This window comes from Microbacterium aerolatum (genome assembly GCF_007988825.1).
Lineage (GTDB): Bacteria > Actinomycetota > Actinomycetes > Actinomycetales > Microbacteriaceae > Microbacterium > Microbacterium aerolatum.
In genome coordinates this window covers 23,420-49,238 of record NZ_BJUW01000016.1, presented here as the reverse complement: position 1 = coordinate 49,238, position 25,819 = coordinate 23,420, and the positions used below count along the sequence as shown (strand labels likewise).

The 25,819-nt window shown below is 67.9% G+C and carries 25 protein-coding genes and 1 tRNA gene; 22 read left to right on the top strand and 4 right to left on the bottom strand.

The features are described 5' to 3' along the window. Nucleotides 1–984, bottom strand: a complete 984-nt coding sequence (locus tag MAE01_RS14135) for an ABC transporter permease (protein WP_147040441.1) — start codon at nt 982–984, stop codon at nt 1–3. Between the two features lie 231 nt (nt 985–1,215). On the opposite strand from MAE01_RS14135, the gene lepA reads away from it, so the two are divergent. From lepA to MAE01_RS14070, 13 genes are all read left to right on the top strand, one after another. Then, on the top strand, nt 1,216–3,066 hold the full coding sequence (gene lepA / locus MAE01_RS14130; protein ID WP_147040440.1) for a translation elongation factor 4: 1,851 nt from the start codon (nt 1,216–1,218) through the stop codon (nt 3,064–3,066). 52 nt (nt 3,067–3,118) lie between these two features. Then, the gene (locus MAE01_RS14125) at nt 3,119–3,772 is read left to right on the top strand and encodes a DUF1990 domain-containing protein (RefSeq protein WP_147040438.1); all 654 of its coding nucleotides are present in this window, start codon (nt 3,119–3,121) and stop codon (nt 3,770–3,772) included. Next, nucleotides 3,772–4,989, top strand: coding sequence for a radical SAM family heme chaperone HemW (gene hemW / locus MAE01_RS14120; protein WP_147040436.1), 1,218 nt, complete (start codon nt 3,772–3,774; stop codon nt 4,987–4,989). The genes MAE01_RS14125 and hemW overlap by 1 nt, the downstream gene beginning before the upstream one ends. 94 nt (nt 4,990–5,083) lie before the next feature. Then, nucleotides 5,084–6,118, top strand: a complete 1,035-nt coding sequence (gene hrcA / locus MAE01_RS14115) for a heat-inducible transcriptional repressor HrcA (RefSeq protein ID WP_147040434.1) — start codon at nt 5,084–5,086, stop codon at nt 6,116–6,118. Nucleotides 6,119–6,160: 42 nt separating this feature from the next. Then, a complete protein-coding gene (dnaJ, locus tag MAE01_RS14110; RefSeq protein ID WP_147040432.1) occupies nt 6,161–7,273 on the top strand; it encodes a molecular chaperone DnaJ in 1,113 nt (370 codons plus the stop codon). 1 nt (nt 7,274) lies between these two features. Continuing rightward, nucleotides 7,275–8,012, top strand: coding sequence for a 16S rRNA (uracil(1498)-N(3))-methyltransferase (locus MAE01_RS14105; RefSeq protein ID WP_147040430.1), 738 nt, complete (start codon nt 7,275–7,277; stop codon nt 8,010–8,012). Between the two features lie 472 nt (nt 8,013–8,484). Beyond that, entirely contained in the window at nt 8,485–8,781 is a 297-nt protein-coding gene (locus tag MAE01_RS14100) for a GIY-YIG nuclease family protein (protein ID WP_147040428.1), read from the top strand. A 475-nt stretch (nt 8,782–9,256) separates the two neighbouring features. Beyond that, nucleotides 9,257–9,604, top strand: a complete 348-nt coding sequence (locus MAE01_RS14095) for an HIT domain-containing protein (RefSeq protein WP_147040426.1) — start codon at nt 9,257–9,259, stop codon at nt 9,602–9,604. 52 nt (nt 9,605–9,656) lie between these two features. Continuing rightward, a complete protein-coding gene (locus tag MAE01_RS14090) occupies nt 9,657–10,685 on the top strand; it encodes a PhoH family protein (RefSeq protein ID WP_229718211.1) in 1,029 nt (342 codons plus the stop codon). After that, on the top strand, nt 10,682–11,140 hold the full coding sequence (ybeY, locus tag MAE01_RS14085; RefSeq protein WP_147040423.1) for an rRNA maturation RNase YbeY: 459 nt from the start codon (nt 10,682–10,684) through the stop codon (nt 11,138–11,140). Before MAE01_RS14090 ends, ybeY begins: the two co-directional genes overlap by 4 nt. Continuing rightward, entirely contained in the window at nt 11,137–12,414 is a 1,278-nt protein-coding gene (locus MAE01_RS14080; protein ID WP_147040421.1) for a hemolysin family protein, read from the top strand. Before ybeY ends, MAE01_RS14080 begins: the two co-directional genes overlap by 4 nt. Then, on the top strand, nt 12,407–13,303 hold the full coding sequence (gene era, locus MAE01_RS14075; protein WP_147040419.1) for a GTPase Era: 897 nt from the start codon (nt 12,407–12,409) through the stop codon (nt 13,301–13,303). Before MAE01_RS14080 ends, era begins: the two co-directional genes overlap by 8 nt. 17 nt (nt 13,304–13,320) lie before the next feature. Further along, nucleotides 13,321–14,256: an NADP-dependent oxidoreductase gene (locus MAE01_RS14070; protein ID WP_147040417.1), complete on the top strand. Its 936-nt coding sequence runs from the start codon at nt 13,321–13,323 to the stop codon at nt 14,254–14,256. Nucleotides 14,257–14,260: 4 nt separating this feature from the next. On the opposite strand, the gene MAE01_RS14065 is transcribed toward MAE01_RS14070, so the two are convergent. Further along, a complete protein-coding gene (locus MAE01_RS14065; protein WP_147040415.1) occupies nt 14,261–14,917 on the bottom strand; it encodes a hypothetical protein in 657 nt (218 codons plus the stop codon). Nucleotides 14,918–15,124: 207 nt separating this feature from the next. On the opposite strand from MAE01_RS14065, the gene leuA reads away from it, so the two are divergent. The 3 genes from leuA to MAE01_RS14050 are packed head-to-tail and all read left to right on the top strand — an operon-like array spanning nt 15,125 to nt 18,459. After that, nucleotides 15,125–16,879 carry a 2-isopropylmalate synthase gene (leuA, locus tag MAE01_RS14060; protein ID WP_147040413.1) on the top strand — a complete coding sequence of 585 codons (1,755 nt, stop codon included), beginning with the start codon at nt 15,125–15,127 and terminating at the stop codon, nt 16,877–16,879. A gap of 36 nt (nt 16,880–16,915) precedes the next feature. Further along, nucleotides 16,916–17,659, top strand: coding sequence for a DNA repair protein RecO (gene recO / locus MAE01_RS14055; protein WP_147040411.1), 744 nt, complete (start codon nt 16,916–16,918; stop codon nt 17,657–17,659). Continuing rightward, the gene (locus MAE01_RS14050; RefSeq protein ID WP_147040409.1) at nt 17,656–18,459 is read left to right on the top strand and encodes an isoprenyl transferase; all 804 of its coding nucleotides are present in this window, start codon (nt 17,656–17,658) and stop codon (nt 18,457–18,459) included. The genes recO and MAE01_RS14050 overlap by 4 nt, the downstream gene beginning before the upstream one ends. Before the next feature lie 94 nt (nt 18,460–18,553). On the opposite strand, the gene MAE01_RS14045 is transcribed toward MAE01_RS14050, so the two are convergent. Continuing rightward, nucleotides 18,554–19,114, bottom strand: coding sequence for a P-loop NTPase family protein (locus MAE01_RS14045; RefSeq protein WP_147040407.1), 561 nt, complete (start codon nt 19,112–19,114; stop codon nt 18,554–18,556). 52 nt (nt 19,115–19,166) lie between these two features. On the opposite strand from MAE01_RS14045, the gene MAE01_RS14040 reads away from it, so the two are divergent. Next, complete coding sequence (locus MAE01_RS14040; protein ID WP_147040464.1) at nt 19,167–19,841, top strand: DsbA family oxidoreductase; 675 nt, start codon at nt 19,167–19,169, stop codon at nt 19,839–19,841. Here the strand turns inward: MAE01_RS14040 and MAE01_RS14035 are convergent. Continuing rightward, a complete protein-coding gene (locus MAE01_RS14035) occupies nt 19,831–20,364 on the bottom strand; it encodes a glutathione peroxidase (RefSeq protein WP_147040406.1) in 534 nt (177 codons plus the stop codon). The genes MAE01_RS14040 and MAE01_RS14035 overlap by 11 nt on opposite strands. 62 nt (nt 20,365–20,426) lie before the next feature. Between MAE01_RS14035 and dusB the strand changes: the two genes are divergently transcribed. From dusB to MAE01_RS14010, 5 genes are all read left to right on the top strand, one after another. Next, nucleotides 20,427–21,581 (top strand): tRNA dihydrouridine synthase DusB, encoded by a 1,155-nt coding sequence (gene dusB / locus MAE01_RS14030; RefSeq protein WP_147040404.1) that lies wholly within the window; start codon nt 20,427–20,429, stop codon nt 21,579–21,581. Further along, complete coding sequence (locus tag MAE01_RS14025) at nt 21,520–22,947, top strand: deoxyguanosinetriphosphate triphosphohydrolase (RefSeq protein ID WP_147040402.1); 1,428 nt, start codon at nt 21,520–21,522, stop codon at nt 22,945–22,947. The genes dusB and MAE01_RS14025 overlap by 62 nt, the downstream gene beginning before the upstream one ends. Then, nucleotides 22,947–24,806 carry a DNA primase gene (dnaG, locus tag MAE01_RS14020; protein WP_147040400.1) on the top strand — a complete coding sequence of 620 codons (1,860 nt, stop codon included), beginning with the start codon at nt 22,947–22,949 and terminating at the stop codon, nt 24,804–24,806. Before MAE01_RS14025 ends, dnaG begins: the two co-directional genes overlap by 1 nt. A gap of 37 nt (nt 24,807–24,843) precedes the next feature. Continuing rightward, the gene (locus tag MAE01_RS14015; protein WP_147040399.1) at nt 24,844–25,620 is read left to right on the top strand and encodes an ATP-binding cassette domain-containing protein; all 777 of its coding nucleotides are present in this window, start codon (nt 24,844–24,846) and stop codon (nt 25,618–25,620) included. 94 nt (nt 25,621–25,714) lie between these two features. Then, nucleotides 25,715–25,787 (top strand) — tRNA-Asn (locus MAE01_RS14010). Nucleotides 25,788–25,819 lie beyond the last annotated feature (32 nt).

The following is a 25,819-nucleotide window of genomic DNA, read 5'->3' as shown; positions in this document are numbered from 1 at the left end:
TCAGCTCACCCTCACTCGCGGATCGAGGACCACGACGATGATGTCGGACAGGATCGCGCCGATCGCGACCATCACGGCGCTGAACGCGGCGACGGCCACGACACCGTTGATGTCGCTCTTGGTGATGGTCTCGATGAAGTACTTGCCCATGCCGTTCCAGGCGAAGATCGACTCGGTCAGGATCGCGCCGGTGAAGATGCCGGGGATGCTGAAGGCGACCTGCGTGGCGACGGGGATGAGCGACGTCCGCAGCGCGTGCTTACGGATCGCCTGCTGCTTGGTGAGGCCCTTCGCCCGCGCCGTTCGGACGTAGTCGGCGTTGATGTTGTCCAGCAGCAGCGACCGCTGCAGGAAGTGCGTGCCCGCGTAGCCGGTGATCACCAGGGCGATCGTCGGCAGGGTGATGTGCTGCAGCTTGTCTATGAGGACGGGGAAGAAACCTTCGACGCCCTTGCTCGACGCTCCCGTCACGTAGAAGACGCGGACGCCGACGAGGTCGTTGAACGCGATGGCCAGCAGCACGAGGCCGAGGGCCGCGACGATGACGTTGATGTTCATCGTGATGATCGACGTGCCCTGGCCGATGCGGTCGGCGAGCTTGTACTGGCGCGAGGCCGTGTACACGCCGAGCGCGATGCCGAGCACCGTCATGATGATGGTGGCGCCGAGCACCAGCTCCGCGCTGACCCACATGCGGTAGCTGATCTGCTCGTTGATCGAACCTCCGGTGGGGCTCACACCCCAGTCCCAGTGGAACAGGATCGAGCTGAACCAGTTCCACCAGCGCTCCCAGATCGGGACGGTGTCGCTGAGGTTGCGCGGTTCCAGCAGGTTGACGATCTGCTCTTCGCTGAGCGGAGGGCGGCGGCCGACGAAGTTGTTCCGGGGGTTGAGGAAGCCCCAAGCCAGGAAGAACGTGATGTTGGTCGCGACCACGATCATCAGCAGCCAGCCGAGGAACCGGCGCAGGAGATACTTGATCAAGGTGATGTCTTTCTCTTTACAGGCGCGCTCGGGATCGGCCGACGCAACGCCGAGTCCGAGTATTCAAACACCTCGGACTCGTTTGTGCGACCGATCCGGCCAGCGGCTGGTACGGAGTCGGGTTGCAACTGGTACCCAGGCTCTTTGAGTGGCACAGGGCAACCTCGCGAGACTATCACCGGTTTTCCCGAATCGAGCATTGGCGCCGCCTCACCGTAGACTGCTGGAGACATGTCACCACGCGCTCTCACCCCGCTTTCGCCTGCCGCGACGCCGCCTTCGCAGATCCGAAACTTCTGCATCATCGCTCACATCGATCACGGCAAGTCGACCCTGGCCGACCGCATGCTCCAGATCACCGGAGTCGTGTCGGACCGGGACATGCGCGCGCAGTACCTCGACCGCATGGATATCGAGCGCGAGCGCGGCATCACCATCAAGAGCCAGGCCGTGCGCATGCCGTGGTCGGCCGACGGCGACACGTTCGCCCTCAACATGATCGACACCCCGGGACACGTCGACTTCACATACGAGGTGTCGCGCTCTCTCGCCGCGTGCGAGGGCGCGATCCTGCTGGTGGACGCCGCGCAGGGCATCGAAGCCCAGACCTTGGCGAACCTCTACCTGGCGCTCGAGAACGACCTGCACATCATCCCGGTGCTGAACAAGATCGACCTGCCGGCCGCCGACCCCGACCGCTTCGCCAAGGAGCTCGCCGATCTCATCGGAGGCAAGCCGGAGGACGTGCTGCGGGTGTCGGGCAAGACCGGCGTCGGTGTGGAGGAGCTGCTGGACCGCATCGTGCAGGACATCCCCGCGCCGGTCGGCGATGCGGATGCTCCGGCTCGCGCCATGATCTTCGACTCCGTCTACGACGCCTACCGTGGCGTCGTCACTTACGTGCGCATGGTCGACGGCAGTCTCTCGCCGCGCGAGCGCATCCAGATGATGTCGACGCACGCCAATCACGAGCTCCTCGAGATCGGCGTCTCCAGCCCGGAACCGATCCCGTCCAAGGGGCTCGGCGTCGGCGAGGTGGGCTACCTCATCACCGGCGTGAAGGATGTGCGCCAGTCGAAGGTCGGCGACACCGTCACCTCCAGCCGGGGAGGGGCGACCGAGGCTCTGGCCGGGTACACCGATCCCAAGCCGATGGTGTTCTCCGGCATCTACCCGATCGACGGCAGCGATTACGCCGAGCTGCGCGAGGCCCTCGACAAGCTGAAGCTGTCCGACGCCTCGCTGCAGTACGAGCCCGAGACCTCTGTGGCGCTCGGCTTCGGCTTCCGCTGCGGGTTCCTGGGCCTCCTGCACCTCGAGATCATCACTGAGCGCCTCAGCCGCGAGTTCGGTCTCGACCTGATCACCACCGCGCCGAGCGTGATCTACGAGGTCACCACCGACACGGGGGAGACCGTGACGGTGACCAACCCGAGCGAGTACCCGGACGGGCGCGTCGCCTCCGTCGCCGAGCCGATGGTGAAGACCGCGATCCTGCTGCCGAAGGACTACGTCGGCACGGTCATGGAGCTGTGCCAGTCCCGCCGCGGATCGTTGCTGGGCATGGAGTACTTCTCCGAGGAGCGCGTGGAGCTGCGGTACCGGATGCCGCTCGGAGAGATCGTGTTCGACTTCTTCGACCACCTCAAGTCCAAGACGCAGGGCTACGCCAGCCTCGACTACGAGCCGGACGGTCAGCAGGAGGCGGATCTGGTGAAGGTCGACGTCCTGCTGCAGGGCGACAAGGTCGACGCGTTCAGCGCGATCGTGCATCGCGACAAGGCGTACGCCTACGGCACGCTCATGACCGAGAGGCTGCGCAAGCTCATCCCTCGGCAGAACTTCGAGGTCCCGATCCAGGCGGCCATCGGCGCCAGGATCATCGCCCGCGAGACGATCCGCGCCCTCCGCAAGGACGTGCTCGCCAAGTGCTACGGCGGTGACATCAGCCGTAAGCGCAAGCTGCTCGAGAAGCAGAAGGAGGGCAAGAAGCGCATGAAGATGGTCGGCCGCGTCGAGGTCCCCCAGGAGGCGTTCATCGCCGCGCTCTCCGGCGACGTCGAAGGCAAGGACAAGAAGTAGCGGATGCCCCTACGGGGGTGTTCACTCAGGTAACGGAAGTAGTCTGGATCTCATGCGGCGCGGGACTTTCCGAGACGACACGGTCGATTATGCAGCCGTCGGGGGAACGCACGCCTCCGACCTCATGCAGTATCCGCCGGAGCGCAGCATCCCGGCAGAGGAGTCCTGGCGCCTGGGCAGCGGCGAGGAGCGGTTCCGCACAGCGGGCGACGCGCTCCTGTCGTGGACCGCGCAGCGCGCGGCCGGTCTGTCCGTGCAGGACGTGCGTCCGGCATCCGGCCCGGCATACGCGGGTGTCAGCTTCGACGCCGAGGGCAACCCGATCGCGCCGAGCACGCGCGAGGTCGAACAGCGCTTCGACGCGGAGGGGACGCCGTTCGCGGGCCCGGGCATGACGCTTCGCCTGCGGGGCCGAGTCGGCGGGATGCGCGCGGACGCCGAGCTGCGCGTGATCTCGGTGACCGAGCAGGCGCGCCGGATCGGCCTGGTGCTCGGCACTGTCGGCGGTTCGGTCGTCAGCGGCGAGGAGCTGTTCGAGATCGACTGGCGTGAGGACAGCGACGAAGTCTGGTTCACGGTGCGCGCGTTCGACGCCCCCAACTCGGTTCTGTACCGGTTCGTGCCGTGGCTGCTGAAGCGGCGCCGCAAGGAACTCTTCGCCCGGTACCTGCGTGCGATCTCACCGCTCTACGCGACGCCGCTCTGATGGCGGGGCCCCTGCCGGTCGGCGACCCGGCTCCTGCTGACGGCAGGCTGCCGGCGGACCTGCCCATCGATGCGTCGAGGCCGTTCTCGGCGTACCTGCATGTGCCGTTCTGTCGTGTCCGCTGCGGCTACTGCGACTTCAACACGTACACCTCCGGCGAACTGCGCGGCGCGCGGCAGGATGAGTACGCCGACACTCTCGGCGGCGAGATCGCCCTCGCGCGGCACGTGCTGGGCGAGGCGGGCGCGCTGCGCCCGATGGACACGGTCTTCTTCGGCGGCGGCACACCGACGCTCCTGCCGCCCGGCGACCTGGCCCGGATGCTGGACGCCGCCGTCTCGGCGTTCGGCATCGTCGACGGCGCCGAGGTGACCGTCGAGGCGAATCCCGACACCGTGACGCCCGACGTGGCGCGCACTCTCGCGGATGCCGGCGTGACGCGGCTGTCGGTCGGCATGCAGTCCGCCGTACCGCACGTGCTGGCGGCGCTGGATCGCACCCACCACCCGGACAACGTGCGCACGGCGGTGGATGCCGCGAAGTATGCCGGACTCGCCGTCAGCGTCGACCTCATCTACGGTGCCCCCGGTGAGTCGCTCGCAGACTGGGAGGCCTCGCTGGATGCCGCGATCGCGCTGGATTCCGACCACGTCTCGGCATACGCGCTGATCATCGAGGACGGCACGAAGCTCGCCAGGCAGATCCGCCGCGGCGAGGTGCCCGCGCCCGACGACGACCTGCAGGCCGACATGTACGAGCTGGCCGACGCCCGGCTGGCGGGCGCCGGATTCGACTGGTACGAGGTCAGCAACTGGGCGCGGAGCGTCGAGCAGCGCTCACGCCACAACCTCGCGTACTGGCGCGGCAGCGACTGGTGGGGCTTCGGCCCCGGCGCGCACAGTCACGTCGCGGGGCTGCGCTGGTGGAACGTCAAGCACCCTGCCGCGTACGCGCAGCGGCTCGCGGCATCCGAATCGCCCGCGGCGGGAACCGAGCGCCCTGACCGGGAATCGCGCCTCTTGGAGCGCGTGCTGTTGGAAACGCGACTGTCGGACGGCATGGCGATCGCCGACCTGCCCGAGGCCAACCGGACGCGTGTCGCAGGCCTCATCGCGGACGGCCTGGTCGATGCGGCAGTCGCGCTGCAGGGCCGGATCCGGCTGACGCTCAAGGGACGTCTTCTGGCGGATGCCGTGGTGCGCGAGCTGACCGATTGATCTTCGGTCGCTGAGCCTGTCGAAGCGTCCGCGACGCCTGAGCGGCTAGAATTGGCACTCTGGGTGTAAGAGTGCCAGCAGAGAGGAGCGCATGATGGTCACCGAACGTGGGCTGCAGGTGCTCCGCGCGATCGTGCAGGACTACGTCGAGACGCATGAGCCCGTCGGCAGCAAGTCGATCGTCGACCGGCACTCCTTCGGCGTCTCGGCTGCGACGATCCGCAACGACATGGCGCTGCTCGAGGACGAAGAGCTCATCGCCGCGCCGCACACCTCGTCCGGCCGCGTGCCCACCGACAAGGGCTACCGCGTCTTCGTCAACCACCTCGCGCAGTTGCGCCCGCTCTCGGGCGCGCAGCGCAGCGCGATCGAGTCTTTCCTCACTGACCCCGCCGATCTCGACGACCTCATGGTCCGCACCGTGCGGGTTCTGACGCAGCTGACCGGACAGGTCGCGCTGGCGCAGTACCCGTCGTTCGCTCGTGCTCATCTCACCCACATCGAGCTGGTGTCGCTCGCACCGAACCGTCTGCTCGTGGTTCTCGTCACGGACGCCGGCGGAGTGTCGCAGCGCATCGCCGTGCTGCCGGTCGACGTCGACGACGCCGACGTGGCTGTGCTGCGTGCGCGGCTGTCTGCGCTGCTCACCGGTCAGACGGTGCGCGAGGCGACCGACCGGGTGCAGATGCTCATCGAGGGAGTGGACGACACGGACGTCGACAAGGCGATCCGTCCGCTGGCGGGCATCATCGGCGAGGAGCTCGCCGAGTTCCGGCAGGAGCGGCTCGTGATGGCGGGTGCGGCGACGCTCGCGCGCCGTGAGCAGGACTTCCGCGGCAGCATCCATCCTCTGCTCGAGGCGATCGAGGAGCAGGTGACGCTGCTGCGGCTGATGAGCGAGATGGTGACCGACGAGCACGGCCTGGCGGCGAGCATCGGCGCCGAGAACGAGGCGTTCGGACTGCCCGAAGCATCCATCGTCGCGAGCAACTATCTCGCACCCGGCGGCACGGCACGCGTCGGCGTGATGGGACCGACCCGAATGGACTATCCGAGCAACCTCGCGGCGGCGCGGGCTGTGGCCCGCTACCTGTCGCGGCTGCTCGACGAAGACGACGCGAGCCGCTGACCGTTCCCGGCAGCAGCAGCACGCACACGCAGGAAGGTGATTGTGGCGGACCACTACGAGGTTCTCGGGGTGTCGCGAGACGCATCGACGGACGAGATCAAGAAGGCGTATCGGAAGCTCGCGCGCCAGCTCCACCCGGATGTGAACCCGGGGGAGGACGCGGCAGAGCGGTTCAAGCTCGTCACGCACGCCTATGACGTGCTGAGCGACGACGACTCCCGCCGTCGCTACGACATGGGTGGCGGAGACGGCGCCGCAGGTGACTTCGGAGGCTTCGGAGGCTTCGGCGACATCTTCGAGACGTTCTTCGGTGCCGCGCAGGGCGGCGGCCGGGGCGGACGTCCCCGGTCGCGCAAGGAGCGCGGCCAGGACGCGCTGGTGCGCGTCACGCTCGATCTCGGCGACGTCGTCTTCGGCGCGCATCGCGACATCGAGGTCGACACGGCCGTCCTGTGCGAGACCTGCCAGGGATCGTGCACGCAGCCCGGTACGCAGCCGGTGACCTGCGACATCTGCGGCGGCACCGGACACGTGCAGCGTCAGGTGCGGAGCCTGCTCGGCAACGTCGTCACGTCGCAGCCGTGCGGCAGCTGCCAGGGATACGGCACCGTCATCCCGCATCCGTGCGGTACCTGCAACGGTCAGGGACGAGTGCGCTCGCGTCGCACGGTGTCGCTCGACATCCCGGCGGGAGTCGAGACGGGGCTGCGGCTGCAGCTGCCCGGCTCCGGCGAGGTCGGCCAGGCCGGCGGTCCGAACGGCGACCTGTACGTCGAGGTGACGGTCTCGCCGCATGCGGCGTTCAGCCGTGACGGCGACGACCTGCTGGCGACGCTCGAGGTGTCGATGGCGGACGCGATCCTCGGTACCGAGACGTCGATCGATGGGCTCGACGGAACGGTGGATCTGGAGATCCGACCCGGCGTGCAGTCCGGCGACGTGCTCACGATCAAGGGACGGGGCATTACGCCTTTGCGCGGCAACCAGCGCGGCGACCTGAGGGTCGGCGTGCAGGTTGTCACCCCCACCAAGCTCGACTCTTCGCAGCGCGCGCTGATCGAGGACTTCGCCAAGAAGCAGAAGGCCCCCGGCCCGCAGCTCGCGCAGTTCCAGCAGGGACTGTTCTCGAAGCTGCGCGACCGGTTCCGGCACTGACATGGCTCTGCACTTCCTCGTCGAAGGCTGTTCCGGCGTCGCGGTGGGCGACATCGTCTCGCTCACGGGAGCCGAGGCGAAGCATGCCGCGGTGGTGCGCCGGGTGCGCGTGGGGGAGGCGGTCACCGTTGGCGACGGTCGCGGTGTCTGGTTCGAGGGCGAGGTGTCTGACGCTTCGCCGTCGCGCGTCGAGGTGACGATCACCGCGCGCTCGGCGGTGGATGCTCCTGCTGTGCGCCTCACGCTCGTTCAAGCACTTGCCAAGGGGGACCGAGACGAGCTCGCCGTGCAGGCGGCGTGCGAACTCGGCGTCGACGAGGTGGTTCCCTGGCAGGCGTCCCGGAGCGTTTCGCGCTGGGAAGGGCCTAAGGCGATCAAGGGGCGGGAGCGCTGGGCGACGATCGTGCGGGAGGCCGCGAAGCAGGCGCACCGTCCGTGGGTTCCCGAAGTCTCGGAGCCGGTCACGACCGCGCAGCTGGTCGCCCGCGCCGAGGGCGCGCGGATGCTGGTGCTCGATCCGACCGCGAGCAGGCGGCTGTCGGAGGTCGCGGTTGAGCCAGGGAATGCTGTTGACCTCCTGCTCATCGTCGGGCCGGAGGGCGGGATCAGCCCCGAGGAGCTCGAGAAGTTCGACGCCGCCGGTGCCGAGCGCGTGCGGCTCGGAGACACGGTGCTGCGCACCTCGACGGCAGGCCCCGCCGCGATCGCGGTGCTCTCCGTAGCCCTCGGCCGCTGGTAGCCGTCCGGCGGGAGAACCTTCTCCGCGTGGAGAGTCCCTTCACAGCTGAACTTCTCTCCGCGTGGGGTACTCCTTCACGGACGACCTCTTCTACGGGTCGTTGAGCGGAGGGGCGCAGCCCCGGAGACGAAACGGGGTGAGCGAGCGCAGCGAGTCGAAGCCGCTCGGACCAACCGCCCTGCGTTCGGAGTTCTCTTCATAGGCGGTTCTCCTTCCGCGGGTCGTTGAGCGGAGGGGCGCAGCCCCGCAGACGAAATGGGCTGAGCGAGCGAAGCGAGTCGAAGCCTTTTGGACCAATGCCCTGTGTTCGGAGTTCTCTTCATAGGCGGTTCTTCTTCTGCGGGTCGTTGAGCGGAGGGGCGCAGCCCCGGAGACGAAACGGGGTGAGCGAGCGCAGCGAGTCGAAGCCTCCCTCTCGCAATTGTCCACAGCATCCGAGCGCGCAGAACGGTGTACCGAGTACCGTGCGGCCATGGCATACGCGTACATGCTTCGCTGCGCAGACGGGACACTCTACGTCGGCAGCACGATCAATCTCGACGAACGTCTGGCAACGCACCAGGCAGGCATGGGTTCTGAGTACACAAAGCGCCGTCTACCGGTGGAGCTCTATTGGTGCGGCGAGTTCGACGGCATCGACGAGGCGTTCGCGTGGGAGAAGCGCCTGCAGGGCTGGAGCCACGCGAAACGCGTCGCGTTCGCAGAGGGCGGGCTGGATGCCGTCGTCGGATGGCATCGGCGGAGAGAAGAGGCTAAGACCCGTCCGTGAGGAGGGCGGCTTCGACTCGCTTCGCTCGCTCACCCCGCTTCGTCTTCGGCGCTGCGCGCCTTCGCTCAACGCCCCGCACTTCGTATCGACAGCTTCATCGGGCGCTGCGGGGTTTGAGACGCGGGGCATCCGTCTGCGGGTCGTTGAGCGAGCGTAGCGAGACGAAACCGGGTGAGCGAGGAGCGCAGCGACGAGTCGAAGCCTCTGCGGAGGAGGGCGGCTTCGACTCGCTTCGCTCGCTCACCCCGTTTCGTCTGCGTCGCTGCGCGACTCCGCTCAACGACCCGCAGGAGTTCCTGCAATCGAGAACCCGCGGTGGGGGCTCCCACGATCGAGAACCCGCGGCAGGGAGTCCCACGGTCGAGGCCCCGCAGTACGTTCCCCCGCCGAGGACCCGCAGCACGTTCTCGCGATCGAGGACCCGCGCGGGAAGTCTGCCCGGCCGGGCGGGCATCGCCGCACATAGAATGGGCACATGGCCGAACCGTCGATCTTCACCCGCATCCTCAACGGAGACATTCCCGGCGAGATCGTGATCGACACGGGCACGGTCTTCGCGATCCGCGACATCAATCCGCAGGCGCCGCTGCACATGCTCGTCATCCCGAAGACCGAGCAGTACCGCGATGTCACCGAGCTCGCCGCGGGCGATCCCGCACTGATGGCCGACATGGTCGCGGTGGCCAAGCAGATCGCCGACGAGCACGCCAACGGCGAGTATCGTCTGATCTTCAACAACGGACCCAGCGTCGCGCAGTCCGTCTTCCACGTGCACGCCCACGTGCTCGGCAACCTCGAGGAGAACAAGCTCGTTGGCTTCTGACGATTCGAACACCCCGTCCGTGACGGAGCGCATCTACGCGGACGGTGTCGCCATGGTGCAGCTGCTCGGTCCGCAGGACCGCCTGCTCCGCATGCTCGAGAAGCAGCATCCCGACGTCGAGGTGCTCGTCCGCGGCAACGAGATCACCCTCAGCGGCGAGGCGAAGCTCGTCGCCGATGCGAAGGCCCTCGTGAACGAACTCATCACCATCACCCGTGAGGGCGCCGACCTCGCGCCCGCTGACGTGGCGACGTCGGCCCGGATGCTCCGCCAGGAAGGCGGTCCGCGCCCGAGCGAAGTGCTCGGCGAGGCGATCCTCTCGACCCGGGGCAAGGTCATCCGGCCGAAGACGCCGGGGCAGAAGGAGTACGTCGACGCGATCGAGGAGAACACGATCGTGTTCGGCATCGGCCCCGCCGGCACCGGCAAGACCTACCTGGCGATGGCGAAGGCCGTGCAGGCCCTGCAGCGCAAAGAGGTCAATCGCATCATCCTCACGCGTCCGGCCGTCGAGGCGGGGGAGCGGCTCGGCTTCCTGCCCGGCACGTTGAACGACAAGATCGACCCGTACCTCCGCCCTCTCTACGACGCTCTCAACGAGATGATGGACCCGGAGATCGTGCCACGGCTGATGGCGACCGGCACGATCGAGGTCGCCCCGCTCGCATACATGCGCGGACGCACCCTCAACGACTCCTTCGTCGTGCTCGACGAGGCGCAGAACACCACGCCTGAGCAGATGAAGATGTTCCTCACCCGCCTCGGGTTCGGCACGAAGATGGTCGTCACCGGCGACATCACCCAGGTCGACCTGCCCCAGGGCGCATCCGGCCTGCGACTGGTGACCCGCGTACTGAACGAGATCGACGACATCCACTTCGCGCGTCTGACCAGCGACGACGTCGTGCGCCACTCGCTGGTCGGCCGCATCGTCGACGCCTACAGCGAATACGACGAGCAGCGCACGGCGGCCCGTCACGAACGCGAACAGGCCGCTGAGTTCGCCAATCGCGCCGAGCGCCGCGGAAACCAGCGCCCCGGCCCCCGCGACCGGATGCCCAGACGAGGACACTCTTCATGATCGAGATCAACAACGAGTCCACCATCTCCGTCGACGAGACGGTGCTTCAGCGGCTCACCGACTTCAACCTCGCCCAGCTGCACGTCAGCGCGGACGCCGAGGTCGCGATCGTCCTCGTCGACGAAGGCGCCATGGAGGCCCTCCATGTCCAGTGGATGGACGAGCCCGGACCCACGGACGTGCTCAGCTTCCCGATGGACGAGCTGCGTCCAGGCACCGAGGACCGGCCGACCCCGCCGGGACTCCTCGGCGACATAGTGCTGTGCCCGCAGGTCGCAGAGACCCAGGCCCAGGCCGCCGGTCACACCCTCATGGACGAGCTCATCCTGCTCACCACGCACGGACTGCTGCACCTGCTCGGATTCGACCACGCCGAACCCGAAGAGGAGCGTGAGATGTTCGGGCTGCAGAAGGAGTTGATCACCGCCTTCGCGCGCGCTGAACGCAGCCGATGACCGAGACAATTCTGCTGATCCTCGCGGTCCTCCTGGTCGCATTCGGCGGTCTCACGGCGGCGATCGACGCCGCCTACGGGGTCACCTCGCGCGCCGACCTCGCCGACATGGCTCTCGAGGGGCGCAGAGCCGCCGCTCTCGGGCGCATCGCCGACGACCTGGATGCCCATGTCAACGCGATCGCGTTCATCCGCGTCCTCGTCGAGGTCACGGCCGCCGTGCTCGTCACCGCCGCGTTCACCATCATGTTCGAGAACATCTGGTGGGCGATGCTGGCGGCGGCGGTGCTGATGACCGGCATCACCTTCGTGCTCGTCAGCGCGAGCCCGCGAGCGTTCGGCCGCCAGCGCTCCGAGAGCATGATCCGCGGCACCGCGTCGATCGTCCGCGGGCTGCGCATCATCCTCGGACCGCTCGCGCAGGCGCTGGTGGTCATCGGCAACAGGGTGACACCCGGAACCGGCCGCAGCTCGTTCACGAGCGAGGACCAGTTGCTCAGCATGGTCGACGAGGCCGCGTCCAACGACCTCATCGAAGAGGACGATCGGGATCTGATCCACTCGGTCTTCGATTTCACCGACCAGTTCGTCCGTGCCGTCATGGTGCCGCGCACCGAGATGGTGACGGTGGATGCTGAGGCCACGACCGATCAGGCGATGTCACTGTTCCTGAACCGCGGAGTCTCCCGCGTGCCGGTCGTCGACGGCGAGGCGGATGACGTGGTCGGAGTGCTGTATCTGAAAGACCTGGTGCAGTTCGCGTACCGCGATGAGCTGTCGTGGCGCACGGCATCCATCCGTCCGATCGCGCGGCCGGCGACCTTCGTGCCGGAGTCGATGCGGGCGGAGACTCTCCTGCAGCAGATGAAGCGGGATGCCGTCCACGTCTGCCTCGTCATCGACGAGCACGGCGGAATCTCGGGTCTCGTGACTCTCGAGGATCTCATCGAAGAACTCGTCGGCGAGATCTCGGACGAGTACGACCACGCCGCGGCCGAAGTCGTGGAACTCGGCGACGGACGGTACCGCGTCAGTGCGCGCCTGTCCCTGGATGACGTCGGCGATCTGTTCGGCATCGAACTGGAGGACGAGGACGTCGATTCGATCGGCGGACTGCTCGGCAAGGCCGTCGACCAGATCCCGCAGCCCGGCGTCACGGCGACGATCGACGGGCTCGTACTGACCGGCGGCGCGTCGCGCGGCCGAGGACGCGGCATCGCGACGGTGTTCGTGGAACGAGCCGCCGGAGCGGCAGAGGAGACAGATGATGACTGAGATCTCACGCAGCGGGTTCGTGACCTTCGTCGGGCGCCCGAACGTTGGCAAGTCGACGCTGACGAACGCGCTCGTCGGCGAGAAGATCGCCATCACGAGCGAGAAGCCGCAGACGACCAGGCGCGCGATCCGCGGCATCCTGAACCGGCCCGCTGGCCAGCTCGTGATCGTCGACACCCCCGGCATCCACAAGCCGCGCACGCTCCTCGGCGAGCGACTCAACGATCTCGTCGAGCAGGTGCTCGGCGACGTCGACGTGATCGGTTTCTGCGTACCGGCCACGGAGAAGATCGGACCGGGCGACCGGCGCATCGCGGCGTCGCTGGACGGCTATCCGCGTGCCAAGAAGATCGCCATCGTGACGAAGACCGACGTCGCCGAGCGCGACCAGATCACCGAGCGCCTCATCGAGGTCGACGCGCTGCGTGAGGACTGGGCGGCCGTGATCCCGCTGTCGGCGTTGACCCGTGAGCAGCTCGACGTGCTGACGGATGAGATGCTCGCGCTGATGCCGGAGGGGCCCGCCCTCTACCCGGCGGACGTCGTGACCGACGAGTCCGTCGAGGATCGCATCGCCGAGATGATCCGCGAAGCAGCACTCGACGGAGTGCGCGACGAGCTGCCCCACTCCATCGCCGTGGTCGTCGACGACGTCGCACCCCGCGAGGACAGCGACCTCACCGACGTGCACGCGTCGATCGTCGTCGAGCGCGACAGCCAGAAGGCGATCATCATCGGCCGCAAGGGATCGCGACTGGCCGATGTCGGCAAGCGCGCCAGGGTCGGGATCGAGGAACTGCTGGGCACCCGGGTGTTCCTCGGGCTCCACGTCAAGGTCGCCAAGGAGTGGCAGCGCGACCCTAAGCAGCTGGGGCGCCTAGGGTTCTGAGAGGCACGAGGTCTGACATGGCGAAGCACTGGATCGCGACCGCGTGGGGGACACCCGACGAGTGGGAGTTCCTCGAGTACGAACCTTCCGCCGCCGGCCCAGGCGAGGTGACGATACGTGTGCTGGCGGCGGGCGTGAATCCGGCAGACGCGAAGCATGTGGCCGCACCGCGTGCCGGCACAGAGCTGCCGGTCGCGATCGGGTACGAGATCTCCGGCGTCGTCACCGCCGTCGGGCCGGATACCGCGATCGGCTCGGGGCCGGTGGAAGTCGGCGACGAGATCCTGGCCTTCCGCGTCCGCGGCGGCTACGCCTCCGAGTTGACGATTCCCGCAGAGAAGGCGTTCCACAAGCCCAAGACGCTGTCGCACCCCGAAGCCGCGAACCTGCTGCTGGCCGGCACCACTGCGACGCAGATGCTGGCGGTCACCGGCGCCGAGACCGGCGAGACCATCCTGTTGCACGGTGCGTCAGGGGCCGTCGGGGTCAGCGTCCTGCAGCAGGCCGCGTTGCGCGGCATCCGGGTGATCGGCACGGCGAGCCGGGCCCGCTTCGACGAGGTGCGGCGCTTCGGCGGCGAGCCCGTCGAGTACGGCGACGGACTCGCCGAGCGGGTCCGCGAGATCGCCGAAGGATCGATCGCCGCAGCCTTGGATGCCGTCGGCACCGACGAGGCGGTCGACGTCTCGCTCGAGCTGGTCGCAGACCGCACACGCATCGTCACGATCGCCGCAGCCGCGCGCGCCCAGACCGACGGGTTCGAGTGGATCGTCGGTTCGCAGCCGGAGAGCGCCGTGTTCCGGGATGAGGTGCGGGCGGGTCTCATTGATCTCGCTGCGCGGGGACTTCTCGTCGTGCCGATGGCGCGCACGTACCCGTTGGTCGAGGCGCCGGAGGCGCTGCGATTCCTCGCGGAAGGGCACCCCGGCGGGAAGATCGCTCTGATTCCCTGAGGGTTCAGCCCTCGACGGCGCGCAGCGCCGAGCGGATGATCACGACGCCCTCGCCGTAGTCGTCATCCGCCGCCTGCTGAAGCGTGCCATCGTCCCAGACGACGTCGACCCACAGCCGGGCGTTCTCAGGATAGGAACCGAGGTAGCCGCCGCTGTTCTCGCCGAACCGCGCCGGAAGCTCTTCCTGGATCTCGAGCAGCTCGGCCTCGGTGGCTCCGCCGGCCTCTCCGCCGGTCGGGTCCTCGGACGCGATCGGATCGTACAACGCGAGCAGCATCGGCTCGCCGGTGACCGTGAACGCGGAGCCGTCATAGGTGCCGGTCAGGGCATAGGCGCCCCATCGGATGCTGTCGCTCGCCTCGGCTCCGTCGACTCCGTCCCACGACCACCCTTCGATGGGAATGCCCGTGCACTGCGGCGGGTAGGACTCGGCGATCGCGCCCATACAGAACTCAACGGTCCCGTCGACGTCCATCACGGTGCCCGTTCCCACGACTTCGCCCTCCGGCGGGGCGGATTCCCACGCGCGTACGCCGTCGCCGGTCGGAGCATCGGAGCTGGCCGGCGGGGGAGCATCCGACACCGTCGCGCATGCGCTCAGAGTGAGCAATCCGACAAGGGAAGCCGCAGCGATGAGGGCAGGAGTACGCAGTGTGCTCATACTGAACAGTGTCCGCCCAGAGGCGGATGTCTCAGAACTGTGCGCGCGGCGGCATCCGATCCTGTTACGATCAGTTCATGCCTTTCGGCGGTCTGCTTCTTCTTAGCTGCCGCGACGAGTCCTGAACGCAGGGGCCTTCCTCGTCGCGGCGCTTGTGTTGGCCCGATCATTCTGACCCGATCAGTAGACGAAGAGAAGAAGCCCATCATGCAGAACTCCCAGCGCCCGTCCGCAATGCCGATCCACAAGTACCGGCCGTTCCACGAGCAGATCAAGGTCGACCTCCGCGACCGCACCTGGCCGTCCCAGCGAATCACCGAAGCGCCCCGCTGGTGCGCGGTCGACCTGCGCGACGGCAACCAGGCACTCATCGATCCGATGTCCCCCGAGCGCAAGCGGGTCATGTTCGAGCTGCTCGTCAGCATGGGGTACAAGGAGATCGAGGTCGGCTTCCCCTCGGCGAGCCAGACCGACTTCGATTTCGTGCGACAGCTGATCGAAGACGACCTCATCCCCGACGACGTCACGATCCAGGTCCTGACGCAGGCGCGCGAGCACCTGATCGAGCGCACCTACGAGTCGATCGCCGGTGCCAAGCAGGCCATCGTGCACCTGTACAACTCCACCAGCATCCTGCAGCGCGACGTCGTGTTCCGCACCGACAAGCAGGGCATCATCGACATCGCACTCGAGGGTGCGCGGCTGTGCAAGAAGTACGAGAAGACGGTGCCCGGCACGACCGTGTACTACGAGTACTCGCCCGAGAGCTACACCGGCACCGAGCTGGAGTTCGCGCTCGACATCTGCAACCAGGTGATCGAGATCTTCGAACCGGCGCCGGACCGCAAGGTCATCATCAACCTGCCCGCCACGGTCGAGATGGCATCCCCGAACGTGTACGCCGACTCGATCGAGTGGATGAGCCGTCACCTGAACCACCGCGAGAACATCATCCTGTCGCTGCACCCGCACAACGACCGCGGCACCGCCGTGGCCGCAGCCGAACTCGGCTACATGGCCGGGGCCGACCGGATCGAGGGATGCCTGTTCGGCAACGGTGAGCGCACCGGCAACGTCGACCTGGTCGCCCTGGGCATCAACATGTTCACTCAGGGCATCGACCCGCAGATCGACTTCAGCGACATCGATCAGGTCAAGCGCACGGTCGAGTACTGCAACCAGCTGCCCGTCCCGGAGCGCAGCCCGTGGGCCGGGGATCTGGTCTTCACCGCGTTCAGCGGATCGCACCAGGATGCGATCAAGAAGGGCTTCGAGGCGATGGAGGCCCGCGCGTCCGCCGAGGGCAAGACCGTCGACGAGATCGAGTGGGCCGTGCCGTACCTGCCGATCGACCCGAAGGATCTCGGCCGCTCGTACGAGGCCGTCATCCGCGTCAACTCCCAGTCCGGCAAGGGCGGCGTCGCGTACCTGCTCAAGACCGACCACTCGATCGACCTGCCGCGCAAGCTCCAGATCGAGTTCTCGGGAGTCGTGCAGTCCAAGACCGACAGCGAAGGCGGCGAGGTCACCAGCGACCAGATCTGGTCGATCTTCCACGACGAATACCTGCCCGCCGACGACTCCGACGCCAAGTGGGGCCGCTTCGAACTGCTCGCCACGCAGACCCGCAGCGACATGTCCGGCGAGGTCGTGCTCGATGTCACCGTGCGCGATGGCGAGACCCAGCACGCGGTCACCGGTCAGGGCAACGGCCCTGTTGCCGCGTTCGTGGAGGTGCTGCGCGGACAGGGCTTCGACATCACCGTCTACGACTACGTCGAGCACGCTCTCAGCGCCGGCGGTGACGCTCAGGCCGCGGCCTACGTCGAACTGCAGGTGGACGACCAGCGCCTGTGGGGCGTCGGCATCGACGGCGACATCTCGACCGCGAGCCTCAAGGCGATCGTGTCTGGCGTGAACCGCGCCATTCGCACGCGGGAGCCGCAGCTCGCGGCGGTGTGAGAGCCGGTTCGCCCTCGGGCGGAGGATAATCGAAGGGTGCCCACCTATCGAGACGAAGCGGTGATCCTGCGCACCCACAAGCTCGGTGAGGCGGATCGCATCGTCACCATGCTCTCGCGCCGCAACGGAAAGATCCGTGCGGTCGCGAAGGGCGTGCGGCGCACCTCGTCGAAGTTCGGGTCGCGGCTCGAGCCGTTCATGGTCGCCGACGTGCAGCTGTACCAGGGGCGCTCCCTCGACATCGTGCAGCAGGCGGAATCGCTCGGAGCGTACGGCAGCGAGATCGCCGCACACTACGAGCGGTTCACGTCTGCCAGCGCCATGGTGGAGACCGCGGACCGTCTGAACGACTCGGAGGCGACGCCCGAGCAATACCTGCTGCTCGTCGGGGGTCTGCGCGCGCTGTCACGCGGCGAGCATGCTCCGCGCAGCATCCTCGATTCCTACCTGCTCCGTGTCATGGCGCTGTCGGGCTGGGCGCCGTCGCTGAGCGACTGCGCCCGGTGCGGCGCTCCGGGACCGCACCGGAGTTTCGTCGTGCAGCTCGGCGGGCTGGTGTGCGGGAACTGCGCTCCTGCGGGCAGCCCGCGGGTCGCCGAGCCGACGCTCGACCTGCTGCGCTCGCTGATCCGCGGTGAATGGGATGCCGTGGACGCCGCACCAGGGGCGGATTCGGCCGCAGCATCCGGGCTCGTGTCGGCGTACACCCAGTTCCATCTCGAGCGCGGCATCCGCTCGCTCGCGCAGATCTCCGGATCCGACCGGGAAGGCATCCGTTGACCCCGAAGCCCTACACGCACAAGGATGCCGTCGCGTATCGCCCGCTGGACTGGACGGGCGTCTATCCGCCGAAGTTCCCGAAGGTGCCCGAGCACGTCGCGATCGTCATGGACGGCAACGGGCGCTGGGCGAACCGCCGCGGCCTCACGCGCATCCAGGGGCACAAAGCGGGGGAGGAGGTGCTGCTCGACGTCGTCGCCGGCGCCATCCAGGCCGGCGTCAAGCACCTCAGCGTGTACGCCTTCTCGACCGAGAACTGGGCGCGATCGCCCGAGGAGGTCCGCTTCCTCATGGGCTACAACCGCGACGTGCTGCACCGCCGCCGTGACCAGCTCAACGAGTGGGGCGTCCGCGTGCGGTGGGCCGGACGCAAGCCGCGCCTGTGGGGGTCGGTGATCAAAGAGCTGCAGTACGCGGAGGAGCTCACCAAGAGCAACGACACTCTGACTCTCACGATGTGCGTCAATTACGGCGGACGCGTCGAGCTGGTGGATGCTGTGCGCTCGCTCGCCGGCGAGGTCGCGGCCGGACGCCTGAAGCCGAACGCGATCAGCGAGAAGATGATCCGCCGGAACCTCTACGTGCCGGACATGCCGGACGTCGACCTGTTCCTGCGCAGCTCGGGGGAGCAGCGCACCTCGAACTTCCTGCTCTGGCAGTCGGCGTATGCGGAGATGGTGTTCCTCGACACGCTCTGGCCGGACTTCTCGCGTGAGGAGCTGTGGCGCGCGATCGAGATCTACCTCTCGCGGGACCGCCGGTTCGGAGGCGCGGTGGACGCGCCGGACGCCGCCCGCTGAGAGCACTGGGGCCTCTAGACGGGTCGTTGAGCGGAGGCGCGGAGCGCCGGAGACGAAACGGATTGAGCGACGAGCGCAGCGAGGAGTCGAAATCTCAGTTCGCCCGCAGCCACCGTTCCGTCTCGCGCGGATGCCGTAGCCGCACGATGGTCAGATGCGGGAACTCCGCCTGCTTCTGCGGCATCCGCTCTGCCCAGAAATGGCGGGTCTTGATCTGCCAGGCGAGGATGCTTTCCGCAGGATCACGCGTCGCGAGCATCTGCCAGATGGGCTTCTCAACGTTGCCGTTGTACATCTTGGTGCGCAGGATGCTACGGCCCACCGTGCGCCGGATCAGCCGGGTGCGAACAACCGGCCAGGGATAGTCGAGCCAGATGGCGAGCTGCGCACGAGGGGTCATGATCTCGTCCGTCCCCTTGCTGGTGTACTGCCACTCGGTGACCCACCGGTCGGTCGCGGCGAACGCGCGCACATCGTCGAGGAACTCGGGTCGCGGCATCCAGCCCGGGCCATGGTGCAGCGCATCGATCTCGTGATGCACGAGATCCCACCGCTCGGCGATGCGTCGCGCGAGCGTGGTCTTGCCCGATCCGGTGACTCCGGCGATCAGCACCCGCTGGGGCCGGTACGGCAGCGGATCATCGGCGGTGAGCATCCGAAGATGCTATCAACGGAATATGTCGCGCCCCGACGTCGTTGCACATGACGTGAGCGAACCTATTTCCATTGACATCTGGTCCGACATCGCCTGCCCCTGGTGCTACATCGGCAAGCGCAATCTTGAAGCGGGCCTCGCGGCCACGGCATCCGACGACGACGCCCCGCAGGTCAACATCACGTTCCACTCCTTCGAGCTCTCGCCCGACACCCCGGTCGACTTCGACGGCGACGAGATCGACTTCCTGGCAGGCCACAAGGGCATGCCGCGCGAACAGGTCGCGCAGATGCTCGACAACGTCACGGGCGTCGCGAAGAACGCCGGTCTCGAGTACCGGTTCGATCTGCTCAAGCACACCAACACGGTCAAGGCCCATGAGCTGCTGCACCACGCCAAGGCGCAGGGACTGCAGCACGAGATGGAGGAGCGGCTGATGTCCGCTTACTTCACCGAGGGCAAGCACGTCGGCCGGGTCGACGACCTGGTCGATCTCGCCGTCGAGGTCGGGCTGGATGCCGACGCCACCCGCGACGCTCTGAACAACGACACGTATGTGCCCGCCGTCCGCCAGGACCAGGCGCAGGCGCGCGCATACGGCATCCAGGGCGTGCCGTTCTTCGTCATCGACGGACAGTACGGCATCTCAGGTGCCCAGCCGCCGGCGACGTTCGAGAACGTGCTGCGTGATCTTTGGGCGAAGCGCGGCGCGGACGTCAGCGCCTGAGCAACGGTTCGCTCCAGCGGGTCAGGGCGCCCTCGATCGCGCTGACGATCTCGGGGGCGTCCGGCTTCTGCTTCGGACGGAACCGCGTCACCGAGCCATCCGGGCCGACGAGGAACTTCTCGAAGTTCCACTCCACGCGGCCGGCCTTGCCACCGGCATCCGGCGTCTGCTTGAGCGACTTGTACAGTTCGTCGGCGTTCCGACCGTTCACCCTGACCTTCTCGTTCACGGGGAAGGTGACGCCGTAGGTGGTCGAGCAGAACTCCTGGATCTGCTCGAGCGAACCGGGCTCCTGGCCCATGAACTGGTTGCAGGGGAATCCGACGACGCTGAACCCTCGTTCGCCATAGGTGCGCTGCAGCTCCTCGAGCTGCTCGTACTGGGGCGTCAGGCCGCACTTCGAGGCCACGTTGACCACCAGCACGACGTCGACGCCGAGGTCATCGAGGGTCTTCTGAGTCCCGTCCGCATCTGTGAACGGGATCCGGCGCACGTTGTCATCAGAGACAGAGGAATCGGTCATATCCACACCCTATGTCCGCGATGAGGCACCGGGCGCGCCGGGGATGGGAGAATGGTAAGGAAATGACTATCGCTCCCGCTCCCGCCCGCGCTCTGCGCATCGGCCCGATCGACCTCGACGTGCCCGTGGTCCTCGCGCCCATGGCCGGCATCACGAACACGGCCTTCCGTCGCCTGTGCCGTGAATACGGCGCAGGACTCTACGTCAGCGAGATGATCACGTCGCGCGCGCTCGTCGAACGCAACGACACGACGATGCGGCTGATCCGCCACCACGAGTCCGAGACTCCCCGGTCGATCCAGCTGTACGGCGTCGACCCGAAGACCATCGCCGAGGCCGTGCGCATCATCGTCGCCGAGGATCACGCCGACCACATCGACCTCAACTTCGGGTGCCCCGTCCCCAAGGTCACCCGCAAGGGCGGGGGAGCAGCGCTCCCCTGGAAGACCCAGCTGTTCGCCGACATCGTCGATCAGGCCGTCAAGGCCGCGGGCCCCCTTCCGCTCACGGTGAAGATGCGAAAGGGCATCGACCCCGACCACCTCACGTTCCTCGACGCGGGTCGCGCCGCCGAGGATGCCGGGGCGGCAGCCGTCGCCCTCCATGCCCGCACAGCGAGCGAGTTCTACTCCGGCCACGCCGACTGGAACGCGATCGGCGAGCTCAAGCAGGTCGTCACCAGCATCCCCGTGCTCGGAAACGGCGACATCTGGTCGGCCGATGACGCCGTACGGATGATGGCCGAGACCGACTGCGACGGCGTCGTCGTCGGCCGCGGATGCCTCGGCCGCCCCTGGCTGTTCGGCGACCTCGCCGCGGCGTTCGGCGCCGAGGCGCCTCACGTCGACGCCACGCTCGGATTCGTCGCCAACGCGTTCCGCCGCCACGCCGAGCTGCTCGTCGACTTCTTCGACGACGAGGACCACGGATGCCGCGACATCCGCAAGCACGTCGCCTGGTACTTCAAGGGCTACCCGGTCGGCAGCGACATCCGCACCGGACTCGCCACGGCGCAGAGCCTCGCCCACATCGACGAGCTGCTCGGTCAGCTCGATCACGACGCCCCGTATCCTGGCGCGGATGCCGAGGGGCAGCGCGGCCGCGCAGGGCGTCCGAAGCGTCCCGCACTGCCGGACAAGTGGCTGGAGTCGCGCGATGTGGCTGCGGAGACCGGTGAGATGCTGCGCGGAGCGGAGATCGAGAACAGTGGCGGCTGAGGTGCGCGCCGACGGCTACGAGCCGCGCGATGCCGAGCGCTACTTCACCCAGGCCCACCGTTCCGAACGAGACGACTTCGCACGCGACCGCGCCCGGGTGCTGCATTCCGCGGCGCTGCGCCGACTGGCCGCCAAGACGCAGGTGCTGAGCCCCGCCAGCACCGCCGACTTCGCCCGCAACCGTCTCACCCATTCGCTCGAGGTCGCGCAGGTCGGCCGTGAACTCGCGGTGGCGCTGGGCGTTTCGGCCGACGTCGTCGACACGGCATGCCTGAGCCACGACCTGGGCCACCCGCCGTTCGGACACAACGGTGAGCGCGCGCTGAACGAATGGGCAGAGCCCATCGGCGGCTTCGAGGGGAACGCCCAATCGCTGCGCATCCTCACCCGCCTCGAGGCGAAGGTCCTCGACGGCGACGGACACTCGGTCGGGCTCAACCTCACCCGCGCGAGCCTTGATGCGACCTGCAAGTACCCGTGGACGGTCGACAGCCCTGTGCCCGACCCGGGCGGACGGCTGAAGTTCGGCGTCTATCCCGAGGACGAGGCCGTGTTCCGCTGGATGCGCGAGGGGGCCCCGGGCCGCCTGCGCTGCATCGAGGCCGAGATCATGGACCTCTCCGACGACATCGGCTACTCAGTGCACGATTTCGAGGACGCCATCGTCAACGGCTACCTCGAAGTCGCACAGCTCTCCGATCCCGCCGAGCATCACGCACTCGTCAGCCGCATCCAGCAGTGGGTCGGCTACGACTTCACCCGCGAGGAGCTCGCCGACGGGCTGTACCGCCTCACCCGCCAGCCGATGTGGCTGAAGTCCTTCGACCGTTCGCGGCAGGACCTTGCGCGCCTCAAAAACCTCACCAGCGACCTCATCGGTCGCTTCGCCCGCGCAGCGGTCACGGCGACCCGCGACGCCTACGCCGGCCCTTCGTTGGTGCGCTACAACGCGCACGTCGTCGTCCCCCGCGTCGTCGAGGCCGAGATCGCGGTGCTCAAGGGCATCATGGGCCAGGCGATCGTCACGATCGATGCGCGCAAGGGCGTGTACAAGGAGCAGCGCCGGGTCCTCAAGCGTCTCGCCGAGGCGCTCTGGTCCACGGACGCGCTGTGGAACGCCGGAGCCGACGTACTCGAGCCCGCATTCGCCGCGGACTTCCAGGCCGCCGAATCGGATGCCGAGCGCGCCAGGGTCGTCGTGGACCAGATCGCCAGCCTCACGGATCAGACGGCGCTGGACTGGCACAGCCGGCTGGTCGGCGACATCGACCCGGCGGAAGTGGGGATCTGGACGCCGCGCACTGCGCGAGCCGGCGCGAGGCCGCACGCGCACGCAGCGGTGCGGATGGCCGAAGGGGCGCACTGATGCCCCGCATCCGGCAGGCCGACGTCGACGAGGTCAAGTCCCGCACGAACATCGCCGACATCGTCGGAGAGCGCGTCGCGCTGAAGTCCGCCGGGGTGGGATCGCTCAAGGGACTGTGCCCGTTCCACGACGAGAAGAGCCCGAGCTTCCACGTCCGGCCGCAGGTGGGGTTCTACCACTGCTTCGGCTGCGGCGAATCCGGAGACGTCTACTCGTTCCTGCGAGCGATCGACCATGTCAGCTTCACCGAAGCGGTCGAGCGCCTCGCCGGCCGCCTCGGCTACACCCTGCACTATGAGGACGGCGGTGCCGCGCCTGAGACCAGCGGCCGCAGCCGGCTGTACGCCGCGAACACCGCGGCGGCGGAGTTCTTCCGCGGCCAGCTGCTGTCTACGGAGGCCGAGACCGGCCGCCGATTCCTCGGTGAGCGCGGCTTCGACGCGGGAGCGGCGGCGCACTTCGGCGTCGGCTACGCGCCGCGCGGTTGGGAAGGGATGCTGAAGGCGCTCAGCGCGCAGGGGTTCACCCGCGACGAGTTGCTCGCAGCGGGCCTGGTCTCGCAGGGGCAGCGCGGCGTCTACGACCGGTTCCGCGGACGCCTGGTGTGGCCGATCCGCGATGTGACGGGGCAGACCATCGGGTTCGGGGCGCGCAAGCTCTACGACGACGATCAGGGGCCGAAGTACCTGAACACCCCCGAGACGATCATCTACAAGAAGAACCAGGTGCTCTACGGCCTCGACCTCGCCAAGCGCGACATCTCGCGCGGCGATCCCCGCCGTGTCGTGGTCGTGGAGGGCTACACGGACGTCATGGCGTGCCACCTCGCGGGCGTCACCACGGCGATCGCCACCTGCGGAACCGCGTTCGGCGCCGAGCACATCAAGGGTCTGCGGCGCGTGATGGGCGACGACTCCAGCTCCGGCGAGATCGTCTTCACCTTCGACGGCGACGAGGCCGGCCAGAAGGCCGCGCTGCGCGCCTTCAGCGAGGACGATCGCTTCAACGCGCAGACCTTCGTCGCCGTCGCCCCGAACGGCATGGACCCGTGCGATCTGCGCCTGCAGCGCGGCGATGCGGCAGTGCGCGGACTCATGGACGCCAAGGTGCCGATGTTCGAGTTCGCGATCGACCGCAAGCTCGCCGGGTACGATCTCGCGACCGTCGAGGGGCAGGTCGGTGCGCTGCGCGCCGCCGCACCGATCGTGGCCGAGATCCGGGATCGACTGCTGCGTCCCGGGTACGAAAGGGTGCTCGCCCGACGTCTGGGCATGGACCCGACCGAGGTGCACGCTGAGGTCGAACGGGCCGCGCGCGGCGCCGGCGCCGCAAGGTCCAAGCAGGAGCAGCCTGCCCAGACGCAGCCGGAGGCGCCCTCCGCCGGCATCCCTGCTGTGACGCTGGCGAGTCTGCCGCGGACAGCGGATGTCGCGGCAGAACGCGGCATGATCATGGGCGCGTTGCAGTACGGCCACCAGGTGGATCAGGCGATGCTGTCCCGTGCAGTGGAGGCACCGTTCCGGCATCCCGCGCTCGAGGCGATCCGCCAGGCGATCGCCGCGGTCCCGGACCGCACGCGGGTGGGATGGGCGATGGATGCCGTCGGTGCAGTGCGCGAGCCGTACCGGTCGCTGGCGGGCGAGCTGCTGATGAGTCCGTTCCCCGCGCGGGATGAGGCGGGCGCCGTCGCCTCGACCGCCGACCTCTCCCGGCGCATGATCATGCGCGGCCTCGAGCGGGAGAAGCAGGAACTGCTGGGAGCGATCCAGCGGGTTCCCGCCGACTCGGACGGCGGACGCGCACTCCGCATGCGCCTTCGTGACATCGACGTCGAGCGTCAGCGCTTCGCCGAGTCGTAACGTGCTCAGCCTCTCGCGCCGGGGGAGGATGGAACACATGTCACGAAGACCGCCCTCCACGGACGTCATCGACTGCTCCGATCTCGTCATCGACCGAATCGGGCACAGCGCTCCGACCCGCGCCGTCGACGGGGTGACGTTCGCGCTCCCGCCCGGTGAGCTGATCTGCGTCGCCGGTCCCACCGGATCCGGCAAGTCGACGCTGGTCGCGGCACTTGCGGGCTCCACAGACCCCTCTGTTCGGATCGTCGGCGGACGCGCCGAGGTGTGCGGCGTGAACGTACGACGCCCGGGGCGTCGTCATCGCGAACTGACCTATCGCGCCGGCTATCTGCCGCAGGGTGCAGGGGCGGATCTGCCGCCGACCCTCACTGTCGGGGACGTGATCGCCGAACCGATCCTGATCCGCGACAAGAGGGTCAACAGCAAGGCGCTGGCCATCCGCGTCGCCACGCTGCTCGACGAGATGCACCTGCCGCTGGGTACGGCCGAGAAGTTCCCGTACGAGCTCAGCGCCGGCATGAGGCAGCGTGTCGCCGTCGCCCGCGCGTTCGTACTGGAGCCGAAGGTGCTGATCGCCGACGAGCCGCTCGCGAATCTCGACCTGGAGGTCCGGCACGTGGTGTTCGACGCGATCACGCGCCGCCGCGAGGACCATGCGATGGGCGCTCTGCTCGTCACGAACGATGCCGCGTTCATCCGCGAGCTGAACGCCGAGACCCTGATGCTCAAGAGCGGCCACGTCGTCGCGCGGGGCGTGGGGCGGGACCTGCTGTGGGTGCCGAACGCGGAGGCCGACTCGCCGGGATGGTGAGTGTTCCGGGACACGCCCGAGGGCTCCCGCCGATGTCACGTGCACCCGCAGGAGTTTGCTAAGATTGTGGAGTTGCCTCGGCGACGAAGCATGATCCCCTGTAGCTCAATTGGCAGAGCAGCCGGCTGTTAACCGGCAGGTTGTTGGTTCGAGTCCAACCGGGGGAGCAGAACGAAGAAGGCCCCGTCTCAAGACGGGG